This is a genomic window from Rhizobium sp. SG_E_25_P2 (assembly GCF_029892285.1).
Classification (GTDB): domain Bacteria; phylum Pseudomonadota; class Alphaproteobacteria; order Rhizobiales; family Rhizobiaceae; genus Rhizobium_E.
Genome location: NZ_JARXVM010000001.1, coordinates 233732 through 259048 on the forward strand (window position 1 = coordinate 233732; position 25317 = coordinate 259048).

Consider the following 25317-nt stretch of genomic DNA (forward strand, 5'->3'; position numbering starts at 1 on the left):
GCGGACATGGTCGCCCTACATTCCAGCATTCGCATCTCCGACACACCGCATTCATTCCAAGCTTCGCCGGCGGCGGGACTGCGACTGACCGGCGTGGAAAAATCCTTCGGCGCCAACCGCGTGCTGCGTGGAATCGACCTGGAGATAGAGCCAGGATCCTTTGTCGCGATCATCGGCAAGAGCGGTTGCGGAAAGAGCACGCTTCTGCGCATTCTGATGGGTCTTGAAGAACAAACCGGCGGCCACATTGATTTCGTGGACCAAAGCGGACGCGCGATTGAGCCCAACGCGCGCATCGTCTTCCAGGAGCCGAGGCTTTTGCCCTGGCGCACCGTGCTGGAAAATGTGGTGGTGGGACTTGGCGCAAACAGCGGTTCCGAGGGCAGCGATCTTCAGGCGCTGCAGGCCCTGAAGGCTGTTCAGCTTTCGGAGAAGGCCGGCGACTGGCCATCGCGGCTGTCGGGCGGCCAGCGGCAGCGCGTGGCGCTGGCCCGGGCGCTGGTCAGCCATCCCGGCTTTCTGACGTTGGACGAGCCGCTGGGCGCGCTCGACGCGCTGACCCGCATCTCCATGCAGCAATTGCTGGGCCGCGTCTGGCGGGAACAGGGGTTCACTGCGGTCCTGGTCACGCATGATGTCGCCGAGGCGGTCTATCTCGCCGATCGCGTCATTGTGCTCGAAGAAGGACGCATCAAGAAAGATGTCAGGGTTCCCCATCCGCATCCGCGCGGACATGGCTCCCGCGACCTTGCCGAAATCGAAAGCGAACTTCTGGCCGCCATTCTCGGACGCAACTGAAGGAGAACGGGCATGATCATGATGAACGGATTTACCCTCGGGTTCTTTTTTCCGAAACAGGCAAGGTTCGTGAAGACCTTGCCCGACCCGCAGCCGGAACCGCCGGTCGAACCAGGCCGCCGGGACGCCGATCCCATGCCGATGGATGTCGAAATGCCGCCATCTTCCTTCCTGCATATCCACCGGCGTTTCTGACCGGAATTGCAATCTCCTGCCGATTTCCGCCCCGTTGGCGCCCCCCGGTTCCCCTTGGGTTCCGGGGTTTTTTCATGGACACGCAAAAAGGGCCGCGAAACCGAGATTTCGCGGCCCTGAAGCTGACAAGCCTGTCTGCTCAGGCCAGCCGAGCGTAGACGCCATTCTGATAGACCAGTGAACGACCATCGCCCACGAGAACAGCGACGGCCCGGCCGATGATGATGGCGTGGCTGTGGCGCTCGATCACCTCTTCCACTTCGCAGTCCACGGCCGACAATGCGGTGGTGAGGACCGGGGCGCCGCTGACCAGCGTTGTCCAGGCGGCGCCGTCGTAACGCGCGGGGCCTTTGACGCCGCCGACGCCGGCGAACCGGTCGGCGATCGCCTGCTGGTCTTCGCCGAGCACATTGACCGAGAAGTGACCGTGGCGAGCAATGACCGGCCAGGTGGACGAATTGCGGTTGATATTGACGATCATGGTCGGCGGATCCATCGACAGTCCCGTCGCGGAGGTCACGGTCGCTCCGGTCCGATCATCGCCGCGACCCGCCGCGATCACACAGACGCCGCCGGCCAGCTGACGCAATGCGCGTTTAACATTGGCGGCTTCCGGATCGAGGCAAGCCAGATTGTCGAGGGGTTGTGCTGTAAGTTGGGCGATCGTCATGAAAAGCTCCGTTCTTTTGCGCCGCGAGGCGATCACGGCAAACCTAATTCACATACGGCTATTGTCAACTAATTTTATAGAATATATGTTTTATGAAAATAGGAGATCATCATGACGCTGCTGAAAAACTCCCGTCCCGTCGTGGCAATCATTGGCGGCGGCTTTACGGGCTCTGCCGTCGCCTGGAATTTGACGCGCGCAATCCCCAATCATGAGGTTCAGATCGTCGTGCATGAGCCGCGCAAGAACCTCGGCGCAGGTCTTGCCTATGACACGTCGGACCCGACGCATCGCATCAATGTGCCCGCAGAAAGAATGAGTCTCGACGCTGACGACGGCGGCGACTTCATGGCGTGGCTGGCAGAACGCTCTGTCGAACAGACAGACCCGGAGGCGCAACTACCGGACGGACGCATATTTCCCCGGCGCGCCGATTTCGGAGCCTATGTCGCTGCGCGTCTGAAGCCGATGATCCTTGATGGGCGGATTCAACATGCGCGATGCGAGGTGGTCGCTATCGAGCGCGACGCGTCTTGCTGGCGTATCCGTCGATCGGACGGAACCACTCTCCTGGCCGATAGTGTGGTGATCGCCACCAGCCATCCATCGCCTGCCGCTCCCAGGACGCTCGCGGCTCTGCTCGAAGGTCACCCTCGCTTCGTGGCCGATCCGACTGCGGCCAATGCGCTTGCAACGATTCGGCCGGGCAATGATGTGCTGATTGTCGGCAATGGGCTGACAGGCGCTGATATCGCCGCCTCTCTTTTGGCGCGAGGCCATACAGGCCATATCACGGCGATATCGCGCCGTGGGCTTCGCTCTCGTGGACATGCTTTCGGAACGCAGGAACCGCATGGTGATTTCATCAGTCGCCCCATCAAATCCGCGCGGCTTTTGACGCGGAGAATTCGAGAGACGATCAAACAGGCGGCGCTGTTCGATGTCAGTTGGCATGCGGTTCTTGATGCCGTACGCGCCCAGGGCCAGGCGATCTGGCGAAATCTCCCGATTGCGGAGCGGCGCCGGATCGTCCGACATTTGCGGCCGTTCTGGGATGTCCACCGCTTTCGCATCGCTCCGCAGGTGGAAAACGCCATCGATGCCGCGATAGGAGCAGGCCAAATGGAAAGTCTTGCCGCTTCGGTGAGCGCAGTTTCCTATTTCGGCGACAAAATACGTGTGGCGATGCGTCTATCTCGGCGAAAAGGGACGGTTTTGCGGGATATCGATGCTGTGGTCGTCGCGACCGGGCCGGCCCACGGTTCTGTTCTGTCAAGTCAACCCTATCTGGACGGATTGGCGGGGGCCGGTCATATCCGGCTTGATCCAGTCGGCCTCGGGCTGGATTGCGATCAGCGCTCCCGGTTGATCGGCGCCAATGGCGAGGTCCAGCCCGGTCTCTTCGTGGCCGGTCCCTTGGCGCGGGGTGCTTTCGGGGAGTTGATGGGGCTGCCCCAAGTTACCCTTCACGCGCGTGACGTTGCCTTCGAGGTGAAGAGCGATGTTGCCCCGCACGCGATTGCGCGTACTGAAACTGCTGCCTGAGCGGTGATTTAGCGGAACAGCTTTTTAATCGACGACAAAAAAATGGAAGATCCATCTATTGATCATATAATCTAGTAATTCTATAGATAATGACGATAAGGAGATCGCTATGATCAGGATTGTGGGACTATCGGGAAACGTCAAGGCGCCGTCGCGCACGGCGGCTTTGACATCAGCCCTTCTCGACGAAGCGCGACGTGATCTTGTCGCCGAAACACGGCATATCAGTCTGGTCGAAGCGGCTCCCGTTCTGTTTCGGGCCTTGCGCGCCGAACAGTTGGACGATGAGGGATTGGAAATCATCGAGGCGATCGAGCGCGCCGATGCATTGATCGTCTCCTCGCCTGTCTATCGCGCCTCCTATACCGGAGCGCTCAAGCATCTCTTTGATCTTGTTGATTATCGCGCCTTGACCGGCGTCCCGGTCATTCTGGCCGCCACGGGCGGCAGGGCGTTGCACGGCCTGATGCCGGACCAGCAGCTCCGTCCCCTGATGGCCTTCTTCAAGGCGCTGCCGCTGCCAACCACCGTCTACGCCGTCGAAAGTGATTTTGTCGACTTCGCGGTCGCCAACGACGCCTTGCGCGAGCGGATCGCCGAGGCGGGCGCCGAGCTGCGCACCGCGCTGACCAAACCGGCAGCAAGCCTTCGCCGCAAACTGTCAGAACCGACCTTCGCCAGGCGGACCGCCTGAGCCGCAATTTTTCGACTGAAAGGGAGAACATCATGTCGAACGCCAAGTCAGAACCTTTGAAATTCGCCTATTGGGTGCCCAATGTGTCGGGCGGCCTGGTCATCAGCACAATCGAGCAGCGCACCCATTGGGGCATTGACTATAACCGCAAGCTCGCCCAGATCGCCGAGCAGAACGGTTTCGACTACGCGCTGAGCCAGATCCGGTTTACGGCAGGCTATGGCGCCGATAACCAGCATGAATCGGTGTCCTTCAGCCATGCGTTGCTAGCGGCGACCGAAAAGCTGCGCGTTATCGCCGCTGTTCTGCCTGGTCCCTGGCATCCGGCCTTGCTGGCCAAACAGATTTCCACGATCAGCCACCTCACCAATGGTCGCGTCGACGTCAACATCGTCTCCGGCTGGTTCCGGGGCGAATTCAACGCTATCGGCGAGCCCTGGCTGGATCACGATGAGCGCTATCGCCGTTCGGAAGAATTCATCCGCGCCACTCGCGGCATCTGGACCGAGGAAAGCCTTAACTTCCGTGGCGATTTCTACCGTTTCAATGATTATTCGATGAAGCCGAAGCCCGAAGGCGGCATTCCCCAGGTGTTCCAGGGCGGCTCCAGCCGGGCAGCCCGCGACATGGCGGCGCGCGTGTCGGACTGGTATTTCACCAATGGCAACACGCCGGATGGCCTGAAGGCCCAGGTGGACGACATCAGGGCCAAGGAAAAGACCTTCGGCAAGACCTGGCGCACGAAGATCGGCATGAACGCCTTCGGCATCGTCCGCGACACCGAGGCCGAGGCGCAGGAAGTCCTCAAGGAGATCATCGACAAGGCGATCCCCGATGCAGTCAACGGCTTCAAGCATGAAGTCCAGAACGCCGGCAACGCCTCTCCCGAACGCGAAGGCAATTGGGCGAAATCCACATTCCAGGATCTCGTGCAATACAATGACGGCTTCCGCTCCAACCTGATCGGCACGCCCGAGCAGGTGGCCGAACGCATCATCGAACACAAGCGCGCGGGCGCCGACCTGATCCTGATGGGTTTCCTGCATTTCCAGGAAGAGGTCGAGTTCTTCGGCAAGAAGGTCATTCCGCTGGTGCGGGAACTGGAAGCCCAGGAAGAGGCGAGCCTTCAGGCCGCCGAATAAGACGACGCCATCATCGAAATGCGCGAACGGCGTCCCGCAATGCGGGGCACCGAACGGAAAGCCGCGCCTTGCGACACGGCGTGATCACGGGGGTTGGATGTTGGACGCGAATTACACACTTTCAGCGCTCGAAAGCGCAACCGCCTTCCGGAGCCATCCAGGCGAGGACGCATTCACGGCCACAAAAACGGCGGTTGAGGCGGCTCCACGGGCGCTGCAGGAGCGGCCAATTCTTTGCTTGGAGAAGATCAATCTCTCCTTCGGGGGCGTCAGCGCGCTGACCGATGTCGACCTCGCTGTCCGAGCCGGGGAGATCCGCGCCATTATCGGCCCGAACGGCGCCGGCAAAAGCTCGCTGGTCAACGTCATCAGCGGTCTCTACCAGCCCAATTCCGGTCGAATCTGGATTGACGGCAAGAGCTTCGCCAAGGCGCCTGCCCAGAACGCCGCCAAGCTCGGCCTTGCCCGCACCTTCCAGAATCTCGCTTTGTTCAAGGGACTGACCGTCACCGAAAACGTCATGACCGGTCTCGCCTTTTCCCGTCGCGGCGGCTTTCTCAGCCAAGCCTTCGGTTTGCCGAAGGCGCGGTGGGAAGAAAGGGAGGCGCGCGAGCGCGCTAGCGCGATCATCGGCTTTCTTCATCTCGATCGGGTCGCAAATCGTCCTGCCGCCTCGCTGCCCTATGGTCTGCAGAAACGGGTGGAGCTTGCCCGCGCGCTTGCGCCCAATCCGCGCCTCCTGCTGCTTGATGAACCTATGGCCGGCATGACAGCCACGGAAAAGCAGGAAATGGCGGATTTCATCCGCTCGGCGCGTGCGCTCTACGGCACGACCATCATCCTCATCGAACACGATATCGGCGTCGTCATGGGCCTGTCCGACCGGATCGCCGTGCTCGATTACGGCCGCAAGATCGCCGACGGCACGCCGGACGAAGTGCGCAAAGACCAGGCTGTGATCGACGCCTATCTCGGTGTGGCCAGAGACAATGATGAAGGAGCAGGAATCTGATGGAAAGCTTCGATTATCTGTTCTTCATCGAGGTGCTGACAGGCGGGCTGCTCTCGGGCGTCATGTATTCGCTGGTCGCGATCGGCTTCGTGCTGATCTACAAGACCTCCGGCGTTCTCAATTTCGCCCAGGGCTCGTTGCTCTTGTTTGCCGCCCTGACCTTCGTTTCCCTGGTCGAGCGCGGCCTGCCCTTCGCGCTTGCTTTGATCGTCACCTTCCTCGCCATGGTGCTGATCGGCATTGCGATTGAGCGGACCGTGCTCCGGCCGCTCGTCAACAAGCCGCCGATCACCCTGTTCATGGCCACGCTCGGGCTTTCTTATGTGATCGAAGGCGCGGCGCAATTGCTCTGGGGCACGCAGGTGCATGGGCTGGATCTCGGCATCGAGGATATCCCTTTCGAATTCTACGGCGTGTTCATCTCCAAATTCGACCTCTTCGCGTCGGGCGTCGCCGCAGCCATGGTTACGGGTCTCATACTCTTCTTCCGCTATACCCGCGTCGGCCTGAGCTTCCGCGCTGTCGCAGACGATCAGTTCGCCGCTCTTGCGGTTGGACTGCGCCTGCCGCGCATCTGGGCCACCGTTTGGGCGACATCGGGCCTGGTGGCGCTGGTCGCGGGCCTGCTCTGGGGCGCGCGGTCCGGCGTGCAGTTCTCGCTGTCGCTCGTGGTGCTCAAGGCGCTGCCGGTGCTGGTGCTCGGAGGTTTCGACTCTATTGCCGGCGCGATCGTCGGCGGCCTGATCATCGGGGCGTCGGAAAAACTCGCCGAAGTCTATATCGGCGAATATTTCGGCGGCGGCATCGAAGGCTGGTTCGCCTATTTGCTGGCGCTCGCCTTCCTGCTCATCCGCCCCTCCGGCCTGTTTGGCCAGAAACTCGTGGAAAGGGTCTGACCATGACGGCTGTGACCTATGCTCCTGTCGCGCCGCGCCGCAATCTCTCGGACGCGCTTGCTCTGCCTGCCGTGCTGATCATCGCCTATGGCGTCATCCCACTCTTCGGCTCCAGCTATCTGATCGAGGCGATCCTGATGCCGTTCCTGGCGCTGTCGCTCGCCGGCGTCGGGCTGAACCTGCTGACCGGCTATGCCGGCCAGGCGTCGCTCGGCAGCGCCGCCTTCATGGCGGTCGGCGCCTTCGCGGCGTTTAATTTCAACCTGCGCATCGAAGGCTTGCCGCTGGTGTTCAGCATTATCGGCGCAGGCCTGTCGTCGGCAGCCATCGGCATTGTCTTCGGCCTACCGAGTCTGAGGCTGCGCTGCTTCTACCTCGCCGTCTCCACGCTCGCCGCCCAGTTCTTCGTGCAATGGGCGCTGACCAAGTTCGGCTGGTTCTCCAACGACAATCCGTCCGGAGTCATCGACGCGCCGAACCTCACGATTGCCGGCGTGAATTTCTTCTCCTCGATCGGCCGCTATTATTTTTCGCTGATCGTCGTCACCGCTTTGACCTTGTTCGCCTGGCGCGTCGCGACCTCGCAGACCGGCCGCAATTTCATCGCCATCCGCGACAATGAGACGGCGGCAAAATTCATCGGCGTGCCCGTGCTCAAGACGAAGCTTCTGGCGTTCGCTTTGTCGTCCTTCATCATCGGTGTCGCCGGCGTGCTCTGGGCCTTCGCCTATCTGCGCACGGTGGAGCCGGCCGGCTTCAATCTCGATCGCTCGTTCCAGATCCTGTTCATCATCATCATCGGCGGGCTCGCCACCATCCGGGGCGCGTTCTTGGGCGCGGCGCTGATCGTGGTGTTTCCTGTCGCATTGTCGCGCATCGGCCAGTTCTTCCTGGGCGATCTGTTCGACTCCGGCGTCCTCGACATGAGCCAGCGCATCGTGCTCGGCGCGCTGATCATCGCCTTCCTGATCCTTGAGCCGGATGGACTGGCTGCGCTTGCGCGCCGCCTGACCGACCGCCTGAGGTCGAGACTGCCTGGCTGAGCCAGACACAAAGCCAGCCGCGCCTTCTTCTTTCAAATCTTTAACCGGAACGGTCCGCAAGACCGGTCAACAAAGGGAGTTTATCCAATGATCACTATCAAGAAGGGCCTGCTGGCTGCGGTCGCCGCGCTGGCGCTGACCATCTCTGCCGGACTTTCCCCGGCCGCCCATGCTGATGAGCAGTATTTCCCGCTGCAGAGTTATCGCGTTGGCCCCTATGCGGCTGGCGGCACCGGCTTTTTCGGCGGCTTCATCGACTATCTGAACCTGATCAACACCCGCGACGGCGGCGTGGGCGGCGTGAAATTCACCTGGGATGAATGCGAAACCCAATACGAAGTCGAGCGCGGCGTGGAATGCTATGAGCGCCAGAAGAGCCATGCCGGCGCCGCCGCATGGAACCCGCTCTCTGTCGGCATCGCCTACGCCATGATCGACCGCATCTCTAGCGACAAGACGCCGCTGATCACCATCAATCACGGCCGCACCGATTCCACCGATGGCCGGGTCTTCCCTTACGTCTTCCCGCTGCTGCTGAACCCCTATTCCGAGACCTCGGGCATCGTGAACTACATCGCCACCAAGGAAGGCGGCCTCGACAAGCTCAAGGGCAAGAAGATCGTCGTGCTCTATCACGGCTCACCCTATGGCAAGGAAACCATCCCGATCTATGACCTGCTGGCCGAGAAATACGGCTTCACCGTGCAGCAGATCGAAGTGCCGCATCCGGGCAACGAACAGCAGAGCCAGTGGCTGACAATCCGCCGCGCCAAGCCTGATTTCGTCGTGCTGCGCGGCTGGGGCGTGATGAACCCGGTGGCGCTCAAGACCGCCCAGAAGGTCGGCTTCCCCGCAACCAAGATCGTCGGCAATGTCTGGTCCAACTCGGAAGAAGATGTGATCCCCGCCGGCGACGCCGCCATCGGCTATACCGCGATCACCACACAGGCCTCGGGCAACCAGTATCCGGTCGTCAAGGAAATCGTCAAAACGCTCTATGACCAGGGCAAGGGCAATCTCGAAGACAAGAAGCGCATTGGCTCGGTCTATCACAATCTCGGCATCGTCAACGGCATTCTCAATGTCGAGGCGATCCGCATTGCGCAAGCGAAGTTCGGTAAGCGCACGCTGACCGGCGATGAAGTCCGCTGGGGCTTTGAACATCTCAAGCTCGATCAGGCCAAGGTTGAAGCGCTCGGTGCCAAGGACCTTTTCCATTCGATCAATGTCAGCTGGGATAACCACGAAGGCGAAGGCTATGTGACGTTCCAGCAGTGGGACGGCAAGACGTGGAACGTCGTCTCCGATTGGATCGCCCCTGACTGGAAGCTGCTGCGCCCGATCATCGAAAAGTCCGCTGAAGCCTATGCCAAGGAAAAGGGCATCACGCTGCGCACCGCTGCTGACGCTGACGCCGTGACCGCCGGCACCAACTGATCATCGACATCTGCCATCACTGCATCCGGCGCATCGCGCCGGATGGTCGGAACGGCCCGCAAGGGTCTGGGCATGCGGGGGCTCGTCACCCACACACCGCGCCTCCGCATGCCGCCTCCCCTTTCGAAACGCGCCACAGGAAGAGCTTGCCATGAGCACCCAGCAGATCCTACTCGACGTCCGGTCCGTGCACGCCGTCTATAGCCAGACGATCCAGGCGCTCAACGGCGTATCCTTCTCGGTGCGATCAGGCGAAATCCTCGCCATTCTCGGCTCCAACAGCGCAGGCAAGACCACGACGCTCAAGGCTGTGTCCAATCTCCTGCCCGCCGAACGCGGCCAGATAACCTCCGGATCGATCCTGTTTGAGGGGCGGCCGGTGCAATCGCGCAGCCCCGCCAATCTCGTGCGCGACGGCCTCGTGCAGGTGCTCGAAGGTCGCCACTGCTTCAAGAGCCTGACCGTCGAAGAAAACCTGATTTCGGGCGGACTGGGCCGCAGCGGCAGCCGCGGGGAGATCGCCGAGGATCTCGAAAAGATCTACCTCGCCTTCCCACGATTGAAGGAGCGGCGTCGCACGGCAGCCGGCCTCACCTCCGGCGGCGAACAGCAGATGACAGCCATTGGCCGGGCGCTGATGTCGCGTCCCCGGCTTCTGGTGCTGGACGAGCCCTCCATGGGCCTCGCGCCGATGATTATCCGCGACATTTTTCAATCGCTGAAGCAGCTCAACCGCGATCAGGGCCTCACCATCTTGGTGGCGGAGCAAAATTCCACAGTCGCGCTCACTTACGCCGACACGGCTGTGGTGATCGAGAACGGAACCTCGGTGCTGACAGGCCCGGCCGCAGAGCTTCGCGGCCGCGACGACATCAAGGCTTTCTACCTCGGCGAAGGCGCCGAATTCACCAGACCCGCAGCCTAAACCCATCCCCAAGGAGGACATCATGAACGTGATCGCGAAAACCCCTGCCGGCGTGCCCGGCGTCGCCAGGCCGACTGCGCCGGCGCACATCATCAAGAGCGACGCGGAAGCCATCGAAATCGCCCACAGACTGGCGGCGGACTTCGCCAAGGGCGCAGCCGAGCGCGACCGCGAGCGCATCTGGCCGACAGCCGAACTCGACGCTTTTTCGCAAAGCGGCCTCTGGTCGATCAATGTGCCGCGTGAATTCGGCGGCCCCGACGTCTCCTACGCCACTTTGGCCAAGGTGGTGGAGATCATCGCCGAAGCCGATTCCTCGATCGGCCAGGTGTCGCAGAACCATCTCGGCGTGGTCGCCGCTATCCGCACGGTTTCCGACAAGGCGCAACAGGCGCTGATCTTCGGCGAAGTGCTCAAGGGCCTGCGCCTCGGCAACGCCTTCTCGGAATTCGGCTCCAAGCGCGCGGTGGATTTCGAAACCCGGTTCACCGACCACGGCGACCATGTCGTCGTCACCGGCAAGAAGTTCTATTCCTCCGGCGCGCTTCTCGCCCATAAGGTGCCGATCGTCGCGCTCGATGATCAGGGTCGCGCCTGGTACGCCATTGCCGATCGCGATGCGCCCGGCCTCACTGTCATCGATGACTGGTCAAGCTTTGGCCAGCGCACGACGCTGTCGGGGACGGTGATCCTCGACAATGTCAAGGTCGATAAGGCCTGGCTCGTGCCCGGCTACAAGGGCTACGAGACGCCGACCGCCGACGGCGCGATCTTCCAGATCATCCAGGTCGCGGTGGACACCGGCATCGCTCAGGCGGCCATCAAGGAGACGGTGGATTTTGTCCGCACCAAGTCGCGCGCCTGGGTGGATTCGGGCCTCGAGCGGGCGTCCGACGATCCCTATACGATCCAGGCTGTGGGCAGCCTGACGCTCCGGCTGCATGCGGCGCAGGCGCTGCTTGAAAAGGCTGGCCATGCGGTGGACCGCGCGATCGCCAATCCCAATGCGGAGACGGTGGCGGAAGCCCAGATCGTCACGGCGGAAGCCAAGATCCTCTCCACCGAGATCGCCATCGAGGCGACCAACAAGCTGTTCGAGCTTGCCGGCACGCGTTCCACGCTGGCCGAACATGCTCTCGACCGCCATTGGCGCAATGCCCGGACGCATACGCTGCATGATCCGGTGCGCTGGAAATATTCGATCCTGGGCAAGTATTTCCTCAACGGCGAAAAGCCGCCGCTGCACGCCTGGAGCTGACATCCGTTTGTCTGCGGACGAATTTAGGTCGCCGGGTGGCAGCGCCCGGCGCTCTCTATTCAAAGACCAATCAAAAAATCTTCCCTGACCGATTTTTCATTTCTAACTCATCCTCATTTTTGGAAAAAAAGAGACACAGCGTAGGGAGCCAAGCCGAGATATTGCGACACGCATTTTTTCGATCGACAGCGAGACCGCATTGCAGGATGCTGCCGATCAATCCCTGCGGGAAGGCGGTCTGTTCTGCTTGCATCGGCCAAAATCGACCCACACGGTTGGCGCTCTATGTACTCATAATTGATCTGCCGACATCCGTATCATCGACTTCGCATACCCATTCCGACAACCACCGAGGAAGCCGTCTTGCGAATCCATCACCTCAACTGCGGCTCCCATTGCCCCGTCGGCGGCTTCATGTTCGATGGAACGAGCAATGGTCCCTTGGCGCATATTTGCACCCATTGCCTGCTGGTCGAGACGCCGGATTGCTTGGTGCTGGTCGATACGGGATATGGATTGAAGGATGTGAGGCGCAACACTGGCCGAAGGCTGCCGTTCATTTGGCCGCTCATCCTGAATACGCGCCTTCGGGAGCAAGACACCGCTATCCACCAGATCAAGGCCATGGGCTTCTCGGCGCGAGATGTGCGCCATATCGTGCTCACGCATCTGGATTTCGACCATGCGGGCGGACTCGCGGATTTCCCGGATGCGACCGTTCATGTCATGTCAGGCGAGCGGCAGGCGGCGGAGAATGCCCGAGGGTTTATCGCTCGGCAGCGCTACAGGCCTGCCATGTGGAAAGATGTCAAACAATGGCGCATGTATGAAACTGGCGGGGAAACATGGTTCGGGCTGCAGTCGGTTCGCGATCTCGACGGACTGCCTCCGGAGATATTGATGGCTCCACTGCCGGGCCACACGGTTGGTCATGCAGGGGTCGCGATCCGGTCAGCGGATCGCTGGCTCTTGAACGCCGGAGACAGCTTCATGCATGTTGGGCAGTTGGACCCGACACGCCCGAACTGCCCTGCCGGAATTGAACTCTATCAGGCGATCATGAGCACCAATCGGAACGCTCGTCTCGACAATCTGGAAAGGCTGAGAGAACTGAAGCGCGACCACGGTTCGGACGTGAGCATATTCGCCTCGCATGACGGCGTTCAACTCGCGGCCATGCGCAGTGCAGCGCCTTGATATTGTTAGAGGCTTTCAACAGCAGCATCCATTCGACGTATTTAGTCGGCGCGGGGCTTCAGGCGATCGCCTTTTTTTCCGCAAGTTCCGTACCCCTTACGATCTCCGCCATGCGCATCAGGTCCGGCAGCGAATTTGCGCCCATCTTGCGCATTGCGGAACCACGATGAATCTTGACAGTGATCTCGCTTAGGCCCAGTTGGCCGGCGACTTGCTTGTTGAGAAGGCCAGACGTCACCATCGTCATGACCTGTTGTTCGCGCAAGGACATCGCCTGGAACGCCTCCACCACCTTCGACATACCGGACGTCTTGTGTCGGCCGGCCCGATCCCTGTCGATTGCAACGCAGACGGCGTCGAGCAACTCCTGCTCACGGAACGGCTTTGGGAGGAAGTCGACAGCTCCGGCCTTCATCGCCTTGACCGACATGGGAATGTCGGCGTGACCAGTCATCATGACCACCGGGAGTTCGATCCCGTATTCGCCGAGTTTGGACTGGAAATCGAGACCGTTGATACCCGGGAGTCGCACGTCCAATAGAAGGCAAGCGGGTTCGGAACCGATGTCGGCGGCCAGGAAATCCTCGACGTTCGCATATGCGCGGCAGCCAATACCGATGGATTCGAACAAAAAAGACAGTGCCTGGGACAGGGACGCGTCGTCATCGATCACATATACGGTAGATGCATTCGCAGACATTGCCGCACCTCATTTGATCCGACGCCCGCCTCGGGGCAAGTCTTGATGAATGACAATATTCCACATGTTCGACAGTGAGGCGAATTAAAAGTTATAAAACTATATTTTCAAAACAAGCGCCGGTCCGTCATCCCAAAACCCCAGGTCTGTGTGCCCCTCCAGCAGCGCATTTTTTCAAGGCAGACGCGAGAAGCGCCCTGCGATCATGAAAGCCCGCCGCCACTTCTGTGTCCAACCTCAAATGGCGCCGGGCAACGTGACCCTGAAAAGGGCTCCCGACCCGGTATTTTCGGTGGTCAACTTGCCGCCATGCGCCTCGACGATCTGCTTGCAGATAGCGAGCCCCATGCCGAGACCTGTCGTCTTGGTGGTGAAGAAGGTGTCGAACAGACGAGCTTGATGTTCCGCCGGAATACCGAAGCCGCGATCTTCGACCTCAATCGCGACATGATCTCCCACGGCCTGCGTCCGCATGGTCAAGACGCGTCGCGCATGCGGAACTTTCTGCATTTCCTGTATGGCGTTGACGACCAGATTGACGATAACCTGTTGAAGCTGCACCGGATCGATCGGGGTGGCTGCGTTCGCATCCGCAAATGCCGTCTCAAGTCTGACGGAGTTTGCCTTGAGTTCGTGTTCGACAAATCTCAGCGAGGCCTCGACCAGCGACGCCACCGTCACGATGGCTTTGTCAGCTTGTTTTCCAGTCGCCATGCTCCGGGTCCGCGCGATGACGTCGGCCGCGCGGCGCGCATCGGCAATGATATTGTCCTGGATGACAACGAGCTTGTCCTTGTCGAATGCAGGGCGTTCGAGCATGCGCCGCCCGGCCGCGCCATATGTCATGATCGCGCTCAAAGGCTGATTGATCTCATGTGAGATCGAAGCCGTCATCTCGCCCAGAAGCGCAAGCCTCGTATGATGAGCGAACGACTTCTTGAGTTCTGCCAATGCGGATTCGGCCGCGACACGTTCGCTGATGTCGATAAGCCCCACAAGCAGGCGTCCCTGCGCCCTCAGCGTTGGGCTGGGATTGAACGACAGGTGAACGGCGACGGGCGTCCCGTCCAGACGAAGCTGCTCCGTCTCCTCCTCGAATCCTGGCAGAAAGTTGTATCCGCATTCTACGGCGCGAATGAACGTTCTCATTCCCTTTGGCGACCAAAGACCCTTGACGGTCCTGCCAACGAGATCGCTTGCCGACGCCGCGCCGTAGAGCGCCACAGCTGCAGTATTCACTTCGGCGATCACGGTCGCCTCCATGGCCTCTTGTATCAGATGCGGGTTGATCTCGAGATGCGCCCGGAGGTCGACGACACCTTCCTGCTTCAGGCGGTTGAATATCTGCCAGAGCCGTCGCGTATCCAGATGGAGAAGGCCCATGCTCATCGCCTGAAACAGTTCCCGATAGCGGGTTTCACTCGCGACAAGTTCCGCCTCCGAGCGCTTCCGATCAGAAATGTCGATGACGCCCACCAGCACTGATCCCTTGCCCTCATGCCCCGGCGGCCAGCACACCGTGAACAGCGCGTTGAAGGGCGTTCCGTCCAACCGCGTCAGGATCGTTTCGGCAGACAGTCGCGGCTCACGCCGTATCGCATAGAGCAGTGCGTCCGCGAACAAGCCCCGGCTCTGCCTGGGCCAGACTGCCTCCACATTGCCGCCGATCATCGCCTCCCGGCTCTCAGCGCCGAACATCTCCACAGTCTTCTCATTGACGTCCAGGACGATGGTGTTGCGCAGCGCCGTCTCTATGAAGGCGTCGTCATGGTGCAAATGATGCGCGAAATCCGTCACGCCGCTTTGCATGAGTTCGCCGAACATTCGCCGGACTCCCGAGAAATCGAGCTCCCAAAACGACGCCGCCATGGCTTGGAAGATATTCTCATAACGGTGCGACGCAATGCGAACTTGCTCGGCGATCTCCTCGTTACGGGCAAGGTCGCAGCTTCGTTCGACGACGAAGCAAGGCATGCCATCATCGCCATAATGTAGCGTCCAGTCGACGCCGACCTTCAATTCGACTCCTGCGGCCGAACGCCGATAAAGCTCGCCCGACCATGCGCCCGCCGCGAGAAGAAGCCGTTTGATCGTGCTCAAACCATGTGGGTGCCGTGTCGCAAGCAGATTGTCGACGCGCTCGCCTTCCACTCCATTCATCGCATGGCCATAAAGGGCGATGGCGGACTTATTTGCAAACAGTGTCGCCCCTTCCATGTCGAACACGATCATCGGATCGGGGACCGTATCCAACGCCGATGCAAGAACTCTGATCCTCGTTGGCTGCGCGATGGCGGGAACCAATGGGTCGATCGACATCGCCACTCCTCCGTCAATGCTGAGAAAACACCCTGCCGAGACACTCAAGCAATTGCTCGCCCTCAAAGGGTTTGGACAGAAGACAGATCGGACCGGACGCAAGGGCGTCGTCAAGCGTGGCCGTCTCCTGCAGCGCGGTCATGATGATAACGGGCAGCGAGCCCCGCCGCTTAACAATAACACGCTTAAGCTCAATACCGTTCATTCCCGACATATTGATGTCAGTGATCAGGCAATCCGTGGTGTCCGCTTCGGCGGATGCGAGAAAAGCTTCGGCATTTTCGAAGCCCGTCGCCGCATAGTCCGATGCCTGCAGCAGGCTGACAAGGGCGCGCCGCAGCGACTTGTCGTCATCAACGACGGCAATAGAGATTTCAGTCATGACCATATCCTATCTGCCGGCGTAAAGGCGCGAGCATAAGCGATGCGGCCATCTCCGCAATATTATACGATGGTGTATTCGTATGGACACCTAGAGCGTGTTTCAGCTTATCCGCCTCATTCTGCCGGATCAATTTCGGTCAGGATCAAGGCTTTTGGCGAGGGCGTACCCAGATGTACGGCGGAGCCAAAAGCCGAAGATAGTGGCCGAAATTCATCCGGCCCGAAGGGTTGGTCGAAACCGGGCGCCCGCATCGTCGGAGGGCTTGGCCGTAGCATTAGCTACGACCTGCGCCCTTCTCCTCGCGGATCATCCCGGTTTGGACCAACAGAATGAGGCTGATAAGCTGAAACACGCTCTAGACCCGGCGCAAGCCTGAGGAACCAAAACCAACCGCTCATGGGGTCGCGCCTGTAAATTTACGCATGGCGCGACCTCTCACCACCGCCTCAGACTCGCATTTCGATCGAAATTCACCGGTCATCCCCGCGACCTTCAGAGGATCAGTCTGTCGACCATCTCCATTCTCTTTGTGTCGGCTCGACGTGGTTTTCATGTTCCATCAACGACCAGGAGCGTTCCGCTGGAGGTGCGGAAAGTTCCGGAGGTACCCGTCGCGCGTGGCGGCGCAGGCGATTTGGCCGTTCGAAACACCGAAGACCTGGGGTTTAATGCGTGACCGAACCCAGATATCGCGCCGCAGGGCGGTCGAGGGAAAGATGCGGTCCCAACTCGTGGCGGGCATCGTCAAGCGCCTTCCAGAGGCCCTGGTTGCCGAGCGACGGTATCGTGACGAGTTCGCCTGCGTCGAACCCGGCGAGCGCGGCATCGACCATCTGCCCCGCGTCCATCATCATTCCTGCGGGAATGACGGAACTGTCGACGCCCGCGCGTTCGAAAATCTCCGTCCTGGTGAAGCCGGGCAATACCGCCTGAATTTGGACGCCCTTGGGCCGAAGTTCGACATCGAGCGCCTGTGTGAGCGACAACACGAACGCTTTTCCGGCGGAATAGCTTCCGTTGAAGCGTTCAGGCATCAGCGCCACGACCGACGCGATGTTGATGATCGCTCCTGCGCCCTTGGCGGCGAATGTCTTTGCGGCGGCAACGGTGAGGGCATGCAGAACATCGACGTTGAGATGGACCATGCTGGCGAGACTCTCCTCGCTGGAGTCCAGAACATTACCGCTTGGCCCAACCCCGGCGCTGTTGACGAGAAGCCCGATATTCTCGTCATCCCGGATGCGCGCGAGCAGCAGATCGAGATCGCTTCGCTTGCTCAGATCGAGCGGTAGCGGCGTGGTGGCGATCGCATATTTTTCGGTCAGGCGATTGGCTGCGGTGCGAAGCCTTTCAAAATCCCTGGCGACCATGATGAGGTCGTAGCCTCGGGCGGCCAGCCGGTCGGCGTATACTGAACCGATGCCGGAGGATGCTCCGGTGACGATAGCGATAGATTGGGTCATGATGATCTCCTTGTGATGGCTGAATAAGCTGTCGAGGCGAAAGGCGCCGGGGTTTCCCGGGCGCGCGCCTTATGCGTCAAGCGGCAGTGCCGATTGCAATCCCGCCGGCCCCGGGCATGCCGGAGCGCGGATGGCGCACCGCCCAGTCGAGCGCGAAGTCGGCCACCTCTTCCCAACCCGCTTCGATACAGGTGAAATGCGAGCGACCCTCGAAAATCTTCAACGCCGTCTGCGATGGCGCGCGCCTCTGCTTGTCGTAGATCGCCCTGGTCATGCTCGCGTCTGCGATGAGGTCGAGGCCGCCGCCGATGAGCAGCAACGGAGCGCGGGCGGGATTGTCCCAGCGGATCTTTCCGGCAGATGTCAGGATGCCGTCCCAGTAGACTTTGCCCGCCGTCGGCACGATATAGCGGCTGTAGTAGGCGTCGACCTCATGCTCGCGGAGCCCGTTCGCGAACCGCTTGGCGAAGAAATTGGGCGACATATGCATGATGCGCTTCCAACTGCCCCAGGAACCCAGGACGGGGAACGCGGAGACGATCGAATGAATGCCGAGCCGGACACCCGTCGTCGGCGCGGGATTGATGGCGACGCCGGCGACACCAAGTCCGCGATCCAGCAAAATCTGGGTGAAGACTCCCCCTGCCGAATGGCCAATCAGGATGGGTTGCTCCGGCAATTTGCGGATTTCAGCCTCGAGATGATCGACAATCCCCTTCACGCCGACTGTCTTGAGCATAGGGTGCGGGTTGGCGCGCAAATCGGCGGGCTCGCCTTCGTCATAGGGCCAATTCGGCGTATAAACAGTGTAACCTTTGGATTCATAGTGGGCTTTGAAACCCTCCCAGCTCTTGGCGTTGAGCCAGGCCCCATGGATAAGCGCGATCGTTTTCGTCATTGCAATGCTCCTTATAAAACTTGTCTTTGGGAGAGGCTCAGGCCTGGCTCTTGAAGAAAGCCAGAAGGTCGGCGTTGATGACGTCGGCGTTGATGGTGCACATGCCATGACCGAAGCCCGCATAGGTCTTCAGCGTGCTGTTTTTGAGCAGCTTCGCAGAGAGCGGCGCGGCGTCCGCATAAGGGACGATCTGGTCATCGTCGCCATGCATGACGAGCACCGGAATATCGATCTTCCTGAGGTCTTCGGTGAAGTCGGTTTCCGAGAAGGCCTTGATGCAGTCATAATGCGCCTTGGCGGCGCCCATCATTCCCTGCCGCCACCAATTCTGGATCACGCCTTCGGAGACCTGGGCGCCGGGGCGGTTGAAGCCGTAGAACGGACCTGCCGGAACGTCGCGGAAAAACTGGGCCCGGTTGGCGATCAGCGCAGCGCGGAAGCCATCGAACACCTCGATCGGGAGACCGCCCGGATTGTTTTCAGACTTGACCATGATCGGGGGCACCGCACTGATGATGACGGCCCTGGAAACGCGGCCCTGCTCAGCGCGAGCGATGTAGCGGATCACTTCGCCCCCACCCGTGGAATGGCCCACATGAATGGCGCCCTTGAGGTCGAGTTCCTTAGCCAACGCCGCGACATCGGCGGCGTAAGTGTCCATCTCGTTGCCGGTGTCGGTCTGGGACGATCGTCCATGGCCGCGACGGTCATGGGCGATGACGCGGAAACCCTCGCCGAGGAAGTACATCATTTGATTGTCCCAATCGTCGGCCGACAGCGGCCAGCCGTGATGGAACACGATCGCCTGGGCGCTCTTCGGGCCCCAGTCCTTGTAGAAAATTTCGACGCCGTCGGTGGTGGTGATAGAGGACATGATCCGTGTTTCCTGTTCGATTGTGAATGTTGTGGTCGCGGCCGAAGCAGTTTTCGGAAGAGCGGCGGCGGCGAGCGCGGCGCTGCCTCCGAGAAGCAGGTCGCGCCGGGTAGCGGTGATCGAGGGTTGGGTGACTGCGGTGGCGTTCATGTTCGTCTCCTGGCAGCGTGGATGCCTCTGTTCGACGAGATGAAGCGTGGCGGACCGGTGCGTGTAACGCGAGTAAAGGGTCGTAAATCCGTGAAAATTGAAGTTCAGCGAAGTCTTCGACCTAAAGAGGTGACGGGGCAAAGGCCCAAACCTTGGACAGCATGGATCCTGCGTTGGACAAGCGGCAGCGAGCCGATGGGTGTCGCCAAATCACGTCGCCTGCGATGAACCAATGAAGTCTGGATCGACGCTTGCGCTTCCGGAGAAGCGTCCCGGAATGGAATGTCCGCCGAAAGCGTCAGGAAACCGTCACTGAAAGCGGCGATGTCGACATTTCTCAGTGAGGCAGGCCGGCGAATGCCGATGCACCCGGCTCGCCCCCGAGCACGGCGCCCAGCGCGAAGGAGAGGATTTCCCCGCGATGGATGAACTCGGCTGAAAGCTGATCATCTGCGACCTCTTTTGCCCTCAGGAAAGGGCCTAACAATTGTCCGATCAGATTGCTCGCGGGTGGGTGAATGATTGTAAATCACAGCGAAAAGGGGCAGCCTTTAGCGCAAAAGATGCTTGATCCATTCGAGATCAGTTGCCGAACTTCGAGTCATCGTGAACTCATGAATGGAGCCGCTTCTCGACGATCCAATTGGAAGCACGACCGTTTTTCCCTGATCGAGAAACGCCTGCCTGAGCGCCGAGGCTGCGCCCAAGTCAGTAGCGTCGATCGGGAAAAACACCACGCCAACGAAATCGTCGACGACGATCTGCTCGATGGAGAGCACATCGGCGATGTCACTGCGGGCGATGTGGTCCGCAAGAAAGCCTGCGATGACCGCGTTGTCCGAGAACACCCGCATGTGTCCGGCAATGAGCGGAAATCCACCGCCATCGCATGCGAATATCGTCTCTGCTCCCCTGCGTCTCAATTCGGCATAGGCCGAGGCTACGCCGAGCGCGAGTTCCCGATCGGGCGCGCCCATGCGATCACCGCCGTCCAACACGATCAATATTCTGGTGTGAAGGGTCGCCATAACTGCCTCTTTTGCCAGAAGCCTATTCGCACGTGAGGCGACGGGCCAGTGAGGCGTTGTGAATCGGTGTAAAGAGAGCCATTCAATGAAAAGCGCGGTGGCCCAGTCGGGAGGGTCCGGGAGCAGATATCTCGGGGCCCGCGGCTTCGGCGTTCGGCTCGCAATTGGCTAAGTCCCGTGGGACATTGGCAGAAGCACGACGTTCCCACGCGACTGCGCCTTGGGATTTTGATTCATCCTGGGCGGATCTGAACCATGTCGCCGCGACCGTGGGACCATCGGGCCCTCCTTCGTCAAGATTGAGCTGTCCTTTGACACGGAGGAGTTCAGGCTTGCACCATCGTTCCCCTGACGAATCGCAATGACCGAGCGCGACATCGATAATCTGGTGCGCCTCGGCAAATCGCCCCAAAATTGCAAGCGCTCGCGCCTCAATAGATTGGAAATATGTTCTGAACAGGTTGAAACCGGCGCGCGCGAGCAGCGACATACTCGATCGCAGCCGTGTCAGGCAAATATCCGCACGTCCTTCGCCGAGGGCGATCTCGGCCTCGAAGCAGGTTGCATAAGAGTTCCACACGTCCAGCGACAGCGACCTCGTATGCTCTTTGAGGAGAGCGATATAGTCTTTGGCGAGGTCGAGCCGTCCTTCCAGAATGGCGAGCGGACATGCAGCTTCCGCCAGAACATTCGTCAAAGAAAGCTCATGGCCAATCGAGATTGCCTGCTCGACGCTCGACTGCGCTTCCGCCAGGGCTCGCTCTCCGTCGCCGAGCATCCAGAGATCGCGGGCGAGAATGATCCGCGCGGTGATCCGCTGGTCGAACTGGAAGCGCGTCGTCTGCCCCGAGGGCAAGGCGTCGTATTCAACGATCATTTGTTCGAGCAGTTCGCGGGACTGCTCATGACGACCGAGCCAATGCAGCGTCGCGCCCATGATGCGCTTTGCCACCACATTGTCGACGGGATCGGTTGATCCTGCCGCGACACTCGAAAACTGTTGGGCGAACTGACGCCCAAGCTGAGGTTCGGCGCGATTGATCGCGTCGACCCACATGGCCCATATCGCGCGCAACTGATAGTCGACGTCGCCAAGACGCTCTGCAATCCTCAACGCCGCAGTCCAGGCGTCGATGCCCTTTTCCGGTCTCTCTGTTGACCGCATCTGCGGCCATCCCAGAGCCGTATACAGCTTCATCCGTCGTCGTTCATCGCGGTCAGGATGGGCGTCGAGATAGGCTATGGCCTTTGTGACCGACACAAAACATTCGTCCAGAACAGAGAGACGGAAAAAGAGCGGCAAGGCGGCGACCGTCAGGCGGACGCCCAGCATTTGGTCGCCGCCAGGTTCGAACGCCCAATCGAGAGCCAGCCTCAAGCTGGCGACATGTTGCACGAAATCCTCGGACCAGTCCTCCATGGACGCGGAAGTAAGATCCTGCTCGCTGATCTCGAACAATTCCGACAGATATTCGGCGAGCCGGGACATCACGGTGGAATATTGTCCGCTCTCCAACAGCTTTTCGGCAGCATAAAAGCGTGTGGTGTCAAGCAGACGATACCGCGTTGTGTCGGACAACGCCTCGGCGACCACAAGCGACTTCGACACGAGATTCTCGACGACTTCGTCTGGGTCGTCGAGAACAGCCGAGGCGGCGTCGTCCGTGAACCAGCCGCGAAAGATCGACAGCTGCTGGACCGCCGTCTGCTCTTGCGGCGTCAGGACGAAATAGCTCCAATCCAGTGTGGCGCGCAGTGTCTGGTGACGGAGAAGCGCTGTACGCCGCCCCCTGCTCAGCACCCTGAAACTGTCTTTCAGGGATGTCGAGAGCGTCTTGGCCGACATTGTGTCCATACGGGCGGCGGCCAACTCAATCGCGAGCGCAATGCCATCAAGCTGCTGGCAGAGCTCAACGACATAAGAGACATCTTCACCGCCGAGCGTATAGCCGCCGCGACAGGCGGCGGCGCGCTCAACGAACAACTGCACCGCTGGCGATTCCATTGCTTCAGCGACAGTCATCCCCGTCTCCGGGAGATCCAGCGGACTGAGACGATGGACCCATTCGCCGTCCGATCGCAATGGCTCCCGGCTCGTCGCGAGAAATCGCGGCGACGCCGTCCGAGCCAGAATGGATTCCACGAAAAGCGCGGCCGCGTCGACGACATGCTCGCAGCTGTCCAGCACAATGACAATGTCGCGGCCATCCAACGCTTCTGCGATCTCACCGTCGATGTCGTCACCACGGGTCGGAATGTCGAGCTTGGACGCCACCTCCGTCGAAATAAGCTCGCCAGAACTCAGTTCAGCGAGATCGACCCAGACAACCTCTGCGGCCAATCGGCCGAGCACGGCGCGCGCCACCGTGGATTTTCCGATTCCGCCTGGCCCGACGATCGTGAGAAGTCGAGCGTCGCGCAATTGCTCGGACAGTTTCTCGAGTGCTTTCGAGCGTCCGAAAAGCTTGGAATTCAGGCGACGTTCGGGCGGAACGACCGGGATCGCGCTGGGCAGGCGCTTATCGGCCAGATCATCCATCCCCCTGATCACCTCGGCAATGAAAGTGTAGCCGCGGCCCGGAACATTGGTGATGTAGACAGACTCGCGTCTGGTGTCGCCAAGCGCCCGGCGGATGGCGGAGATATGAACCCTAAGATTGGTTTCGTCGACGAAGGTGTCCGGCCAGGCATGCCGGATGATTTCGGCGTTGGTGAGAAGCCTTCCGGCATTGGCTACAAGGCAAGCGAGAATATCCATGGCCCGGCTTCCCAGGGTCACGGGGCTGCCGTCCCGTGTCAGGGTTCGCCTTCCCATCTTCAAGACGAACGGGCCGAATTGGACCTCCTCTTCCACGATCGGATTCCCTTCCATTCGGGCCGCTACTGGCCGCTTGAACAGCTAGTTCATCGAAGGTTGAGAATAGCCAGCTTCGCGTCGCAAGCAATAGAACCTTGTCATTGATCGATCGACAGGAAGGCGTGCAGCTTCACTCTGCGCTCAAAAGCCATTGCCAGACCCGCTATTTAAGATTGGGGCCGCAATGGCTTTCGGTTTTCTTGGGTTCCGCAGCCCTGTGCCAGCGGTTCCCAACATCGACACTTGGCAATTAGACCACGCGGCCCTCTTTGGTCATAGCCACGCCGTCCAGCGAGAGCGAGCAGCCACGGAGCGGGATGTCGAGATGACACGGCGTATCGCGCGTTCCCCCGGCTTCCGTGTTAGGGCCGGTCGAAAAGAGAAAATTGCCGGCGAATGAACGCGCGTCCATGCCCAGTCCCGCTTCCGGATTGTAAAGGCCGAGCGTCGTCCAGTGAGCGCGCGGCTCAAGGCCCCAGCCGACATGGGCCATGGCATAGGCGGAGAGATCATCAAAGCTGTCCATGAAGCTCTTCATGTATTCAGCCGTGAAGCCGCCTTCGATCCGGGTCACAAAACCCTTTTCCACCGTGAGCGTCACTTTTTCGCGCGCATACATCTTGAACGGCAGCAGAATGTCGCCTTCGTCGATGACGATTACGCCTTCGGATGTCTGCTCATCCGGCCAGGTCGCGACGAAGCAGCTCGGCCAGTGGTCCCAGCGGCCTGGCTTGTCGGCGAGGCCATATTGCGTCAGCACCGGGTATTGCCCCACCGCGCAGCGGAAATCGGTGCCGGCCTTTGAGGTCACGGTCATGACCTTTGCCTTTTCAAGAATTTTCTCCGCCGCCAGCACGCGCGCCTTGCCTTCAGGCGTCGGCATCATCCGCATCATGACTTCAGGCGGCTCGACGGCCAGCAGCATGCGGCTACCCGTTTCCAGGATCTCCGCCTGCTCAGGTGAAAACAACAGCTGCATCGTGTCGATGATCATGTCGCTGGCCTTAAGCGCAGCCAGCGCCGTGGTGTTGAACGCCAGCGGCGTCTTGCCGACATAACCGGATTTGTCGCGGCTGAGCGCCTTTTCGCCATTGATCGGCGGCAGGTTCAGCATGGTGATCACGCCGCCGAGCTGGGCAGCGGCGATGCGGCAGGTCGATATGATTTGCGGGTTGGAATCGTCGCTGGTCAGGATCGTAACCTGCTCGCCCGCCTTGACGTTGCACATTTCCAGCACGTTTTTCCAGGCGATGACGAAATCTGCGTCGCTGATGGCCATGGTCGAATACTCCTCGGAAGAGATGGACGATTAATTTTCAAGCTTGATGAATTTGCGATCAAAATGAACAAGCGGCGCGCCATCCGAAAGGCGAACATCGAGAACGCGGCCGAAAAACACGGTGTGAGAAGCCGTCTCCACGCGCTCGGCGATTTCGCAATCGATATTGGCGAGTGCGCCGTCGAGCGCGGGCGCGCCGGTCGCTAAAATGCTCCAGGAGAAGGGCGTGAACTTGTCTGCCCCGGCTCGGCCGGTCTGCCCGGCGAAATCCATCGCCACGCCCTCGCCTTCACTCGCCAGAATATTGACGCAGAATGCGCCGTCCTGCTCGATGGCATGATGAGCCTCGCCATTTTTGTTGACGCAAACCAGGATGGTCGGCGGGTCCATGGTGACGCTGGAAATGGCGGTCGCCGTCAATCCACGGCGATTGTCGCCATGGCCGGCGGTGATAATGCCGACGCCGCTGGCGAAACGGCGCATGGCGCCTTTGAAGGCGTCGATAGGAGGCTCGGACAAAGCTGGCGATGCGCTTATGGCGTCCTGCATGGT

The 25317-nt window shown here is 60.3% G+C and carries 23 protein-coding genes; 12 read left to right on the forward strand and 11 right to left on the reverse strand.

All coding sequences use genetic code 11. The features are described from left to right. Positions 1 to 6 precede the first annotated feature (6 nt). Both M2360_RS01040 and M2360_RS01045 read left to right on the forward strand, forming a co-directional pair. On the forward strand, positions 7 to 798 hold the full coding sequence (locus tag M2360_RS01040) for an ATP-binding cassette domain-containing protein (RefSeq protein WP_280772510.1): 792 nt from the start codon (positions 7 to 9) through the stop codon (positions 796 to 798). A 12-nt stretch (positions 799 to 810) separates the two neighbouring features. Continuing rightward, positions 811 to 993 (forward strand): hypothetical protein, encoded by a 183-nt coding sequence (locus tag M2360_RS01045; protein ID WP_280772511.1) that lies wholly within the window; start codon positions 811 to 813, stop codon positions 991 to 993. Between the two features lie 139 nt (positions 994 to 1132). On the opposite strand, the gene M2360_RS01050 is transcribed toward M2360_RS01045, so the two are convergent. Next, entirely contained in the window at positions 1133 to 1663 is a 531-nt protein-coding gene (locus M2360_RS01050) for a flavin reductase family protein (RefSeq protein WP_280772512.1), read from the reverse strand. 111 nt (positions 1664 to 1774) lie between these two features. Here M2360_RS01050 and M2360_RS01055 point away from each other — a divergent pair, with 111 nt between their 5' ends. From M2360_RS01055 to M2360_RS01100, 10 genes are all read left to right on the forward strand, one after another. Next, on the forward strand, positions 1775 to 3208 hold the full coding sequence (locus tag M2360_RS01055) for an FAD/NAD(P)-binding protein (protein ID WP_280772513.1): 1434 nt from the start codon (positions 1775 to 1777) through the stop codon (positions 3206 to 3208). Positions 3209 to 3320: 112 nt separating this feature from the next. After that, positions 3321 to 3902 carry an NAD(P)H-dependent oxidoreductase gene (locus tag M2360_RS01060; RefSeq protein WP_280773055.1) on the forward strand — a complete coding sequence of 194 codons (582 nt, stop codon included), beginning with the start codon at positions 3321 to 3323 and terminating at the stop codon, positions 3900 to 3902. Positions 3903 to 3934: 32 nt separating this feature from the next. Next, positions 3935 to 5044: a dimethylsulfone monooxygenase SfnG gene (gene sfnG / locus M2360_RS01065; protein WP_280772514.1), complete on the forward strand. Its 1110-nt coding sequence runs from the start codon at positions 3935 to 3937 to the stop codon at positions 5042 to 5044. A gap of 97 nt (positions 5045 to 5141) precedes the next feature. Continuing rightward, positions 5142 to 6056 carry an ABC transporter ATP-binding protein gene (locus M2360_RS01070; RefSeq protein WP_280772515.1) on the forward strand — a complete coding sequence of 305 codons (915 nt, stop codon included), beginning with the start codon at positions 5142 to 5144 and terminating at the stop codon, positions 6054 to 6056. Next, entirely contained in the window at positions 6056 to 6952 is an 897-nt protein-coding gene (locus M2360_RS01075; RefSeq protein ID WP_280772516.1) for a branched-chain amino acid ABC transporter permease, read from the forward strand. The genes M2360_RS01070 and M2360_RS01075 overlap by 1 nt, the downstream gene beginning before the upstream one ends. Before the next feature lie 2 nt (positions 6953 to 6954). Next, positions 6955 to 7995 (forward strand): branched-chain amino acid ABC transporter permease, encoded by a 1041-nt coding sequence (locus tag M2360_RS01080; protein WP_280772517.1) that lies wholly within the window; start codon positions 6955 to 6957, stop codon positions 7993 to 7995. Between the two features lie 87 nt (positions 7996 to 8082). Continuing rightward, positions 8083 to 9432 carry an ABC transporter substrate-binding protein gene (locus M2360_RS01085; RefSeq protein WP_280772518.1) on the forward strand — a complete coding sequence of 450 codons (1350 nt, stop codon included), beginning with the start codon at positions 8083 to 8085 and terminating at the stop codon, positions 9430 to 9432. A gap of 151 nt (positions 9433 to 9583) precedes the next feature. Continuing rightward, the gene (locus tag M2360_RS01090; protein WP_280772519.1) at positions 9584 to 10357 is read left to right on the forward strand and encodes an ABC transporter ATP-binding protein; all 774 of its coding nucleotides are present in this window, start codon (positions 9584 to 9586) and stop codon (positions 10355 to 10357) included. A gap of 22 nt (positions 10358 to 10379) precedes the next feature. Further along, entirely contained in the window at positions 10380 to 11615 is a 1236-nt protein-coding gene (locus M2360_RS01095; protein WP_280772520.1) for an SfnB family sulfur acquisition oxidoreductase, read from the forward strand. Between the two features lie 363 nt (positions 11616 to 11978). Beyond that, positions 11979 to 12812 (forward strand): MBL fold metallo-hydrolase, encoded by an 834-nt coding sequence (locus tag M2360_RS01100; RefSeq protein WP_280772521.1) that lies wholly within the window; start codon positions 11979 to 11981, stop codon positions 12810 to 12812. 58 nt (positions 12813 to 12870) lie between these two features. Here the strand turns inward: M2360_RS01100 and M2360_RS01105 are convergent, their stop codons facing one another. From M2360_RS01105 to M2360_RS01150, 10 genes are all read right to left on the reverse strand, one after another. After that, on the reverse strand, positions 12871 to 13512 hold the full coding sequence (locus M2360_RS01105) for a response regulator (protein ID WP_280772522.1): 642 nt from the start codon (positions 13510 to 13512) through the stop codon (positions 12871 to 12873). A gap of 237 nt (positions 13513 to 13749) precedes the next feature. Beyond that, complete coding sequence (locus M2360_RS01110; RefSeq protein ID WP_280772523.1) at positions 13750 to 15831, reverse strand: ATP-binding protein; 2082 nt, start codon at positions 15829 to 15831, stop codon at positions 13750 to 13752. Positions 15832 to 15844: 13 nt separating this feature from the next. Continuing rightward, positions 15845 to 16219 carry a response regulator gene (locus tag M2360_RS01115; RefSeq protein WP_280772524.1) on the reverse strand — a complete coding sequence of 125 codons (375 nt, stop codon included), beginning with the start codon at positions 16217 to 16219 and terminating at the stop codon, positions 15845 to 15847. A gap of 662 nt (positions 16220 to 16881) precedes the next feature. Continuing rightward, positions 16882 to 17679 (reverse strand): SDR family oxidoreductase, encoded by a 798-nt coding sequence (locus tag M2360_RS01120; protein WP_280772525.1) that lies wholly within the window; start codon positions 17677 to 17679, stop codon positions 16882 to 16884. Between the two features lie 76 nt (positions 17680 to 17755). Then, on the reverse strand, positions 17756 to 18577 hold the full coding sequence (locus M2360_RS01125) for an alpha/beta hydrolase (RefSeq protein ID WP_280772526.1): 822 nt from the start codon (positions 18575 to 18577) through the stop codon (positions 17756 to 17758). Between the two features lie 37 nt (positions 18578 to 18614). Next, entirely contained in the window at positions 18615 to 19451 is an 837-nt protein-coding gene (locus M2360_RS01130; RefSeq protein WP_280773056.1) for an alpha/beta hydrolase, read from the reverse strand. A gap of 701 nt (positions 19452 to 20152) precedes the next feature. Next, positions 20153 to 20629 carry a hypothetical protein gene (locus tag M2360_RS01135; RefSeq protein WP_280772527.1) on the reverse strand — a complete coding sequence of 159 codons (477 nt, stop codon included), beginning with the start codon at positions 20627 to 20629 and terminating at the stop codon, positions 20153 to 20155. Between the two features lie 82 nt (positions 20630 to 20711). Further along, positions 20712 to 23501 carry a winged helix-turn-helix domain-containing protein gene (locus M2360_RS01140; protein WP_280772528.1) on the reverse strand — a complete coding sequence of 930 codons (2790 nt, stop codon included), beginning with the start codon at positions 23499 to 23501 and terminating at the stop codon, positions 20712 to 20714. Between the two features lie 235 nt (positions 23502 to 23736). After that, complete coding sequence (locus tag M2360_RS01145; RefSeq protein ID WP_280772529.1) at positions 23737 to 24765, reverse strand: 2,5-dihydroxypyridine 5,6-dioxygenase; 1029 nt, start codon at positions 24763 to 24765, stop codon at positions 23737 to 23739. 30 nt (positions 24766 to 24795) lie between these two features. Continuing rightward, the gene (locus tag M2360_RS01150; RefSeq protein WP_280772530.1) at positions 24796 to 25314 is read right to left on the reverse strand and encodes a flavin reductase family protein; all 519 of its coding nucleotides are present in this window, start codon (positions 25312 to 25314) and stop codon (positions 24796 to 24798) included. Between the last annotated feature and the right edge of the window lie 3 nt (positions 25315 to 25317).

Bases quoted from the DNA above. Each gene is read 5' to 3' on its own strand.
- M2360_RS01040 (WP_280772510.1), top strand. From the start codon at position 7: ATGGTCGCCCTACATTCCAGCATTCGCATCTCCGACACACCGCATTCA.
- M2360_RS01045 (WP_280772511.1), top strand. From the start codon at position 811: ATGATCATGATGAACGGATTTACCCTCGGGTTCTTTTTTCCGAAACAG.
- M2360_RS01050 (WP_280772512.1), bottom strand. From the start codon at position 1,663: ATGACGATCGCCCAACTTACAGCACAACCCCTCGACAATCTGGCTTGC.
- M2360_RS01055 (WP_280772513.1), top strand. From the start codon at position 1,775: ATGACGCTGCTGAAAAACTCCCGTCCCGTCGTGGCAATCATTGGCGGC.
- sfnG (WP_280772514.1), top strand. From the start codon at position 3,935: ATGTCGAACGCCAAGTCAGAACCTTTGAAATTCGCCTATTGGGTGCCC.
- M2360_RS01070 (WP_280772515.1), top strand. From the start codon at position 5,142: ATGTTGGACGCGAATTACACACTTTCAGCGCTCGAAAGCGCAACCGCC.
- M2360_RS01075 (WP_280772516.1), top strand. From the start codon at position 6,056: ATGGAAAGCTTCGATTATCTGTTCTTCATCGAGGTGCTGACAGGCGGG.
- M2360_RS01080 (WP_280772517.1), top strand. From the start codon at position 6,955: ATGACGGCTGTGACCTATGCTCCTGTCGCGCCGCGCCGCAATCTCTCG.
- M2360_RS01085 (WP_280772518.1), top strand. From the start codon at position 8,083: ATGATCACTATCAAGAAGGGCCTGCTGGCTGCGGTCGCCGCGCTGGCG.
- M2360_RS01090 (WP_280772519.1), top strand. From the start codon at position 9,584: ATGAGCACCCAGCAGATCCTACTCGACGTCCGGTCCGTGCACGCCGTC.
- M2360_RS01095 (WP_280772520.1), top strand. From the start codon at position 10,380: ATGAACGTGATCGCGAAAACCCCTGCCGGCGTGCCCGGCGTCGCCAGG.
- M2360_RS01105 (WP_280772522.1), bottom strand. From the start codon at position 13,512: ATGTCTGCGAATGCATCTACCGTATATGTGATCGATGACGACGCGTCC.
- M2360_RS01110 (WP_280772523.1), bottom strand. From the start codon at position 15,831: ATGTCGATCGACCCATTGGTTCCCGCCATCGCGCAGCCAACGAGGATC.
- M2360_RS01115 (WP_280772524.1), bottom strand. From the start codon at position 16,219: ATGGTCATGACTGAAATCTCTATTGCCGTCGTTGATGACGACAAGTCG.
- M2360_RS01120 (WP_280772525.1), bottom strand. From the start codon at position 17,679: ATGACCCAATCTATCGCTATCGTCACCGGAGCATCCTCCGGCATCGGT.
- M2360_RS01125 (WP_280772526.1), bottom strand. From the start codon at position 18,577: ATGACGAAAACGATCGCGCTTATCCATGGGGCCTGGCTCAACGCCAAG.
- M2360_RS01130 (WP_280773056.1), bottom strand. From the start codon at position 19,451: ATGTCCTCTATCACCACCACCGACGGCGTCGAAATTTTCTACAAGGAC.
- M2360_RS01135 (WP_280772527.1), bottom strand. From the start codon at position 20,629: ATGGCGACCCTTCACACCAGAATATTGATCGTGTTGGACGGCGGTGAT.
- M2360_RS01140 (WP_280772528.1), bottom strand. From the start codon at position 23,501: ATGGAAGGGAATCCGATCGTGGAAGAGGAGGTCCAATTCGGCCCGTTC.
- M2360_RS01145 (WP_280772529.1), bottom strand. From the start codon at position 24,765: ATGGCCATCAGCGACGCAGATTTCGTCATCGCCTGGAAAAACGTGCTG.
- M2360_RS01150 (WP_280772530.1), bottom strand. From the start codon at position 25,314: ATGCAGGACGCCATAAGCGCATCGCCAGCTTTGTCCGAGCCTCCTATC.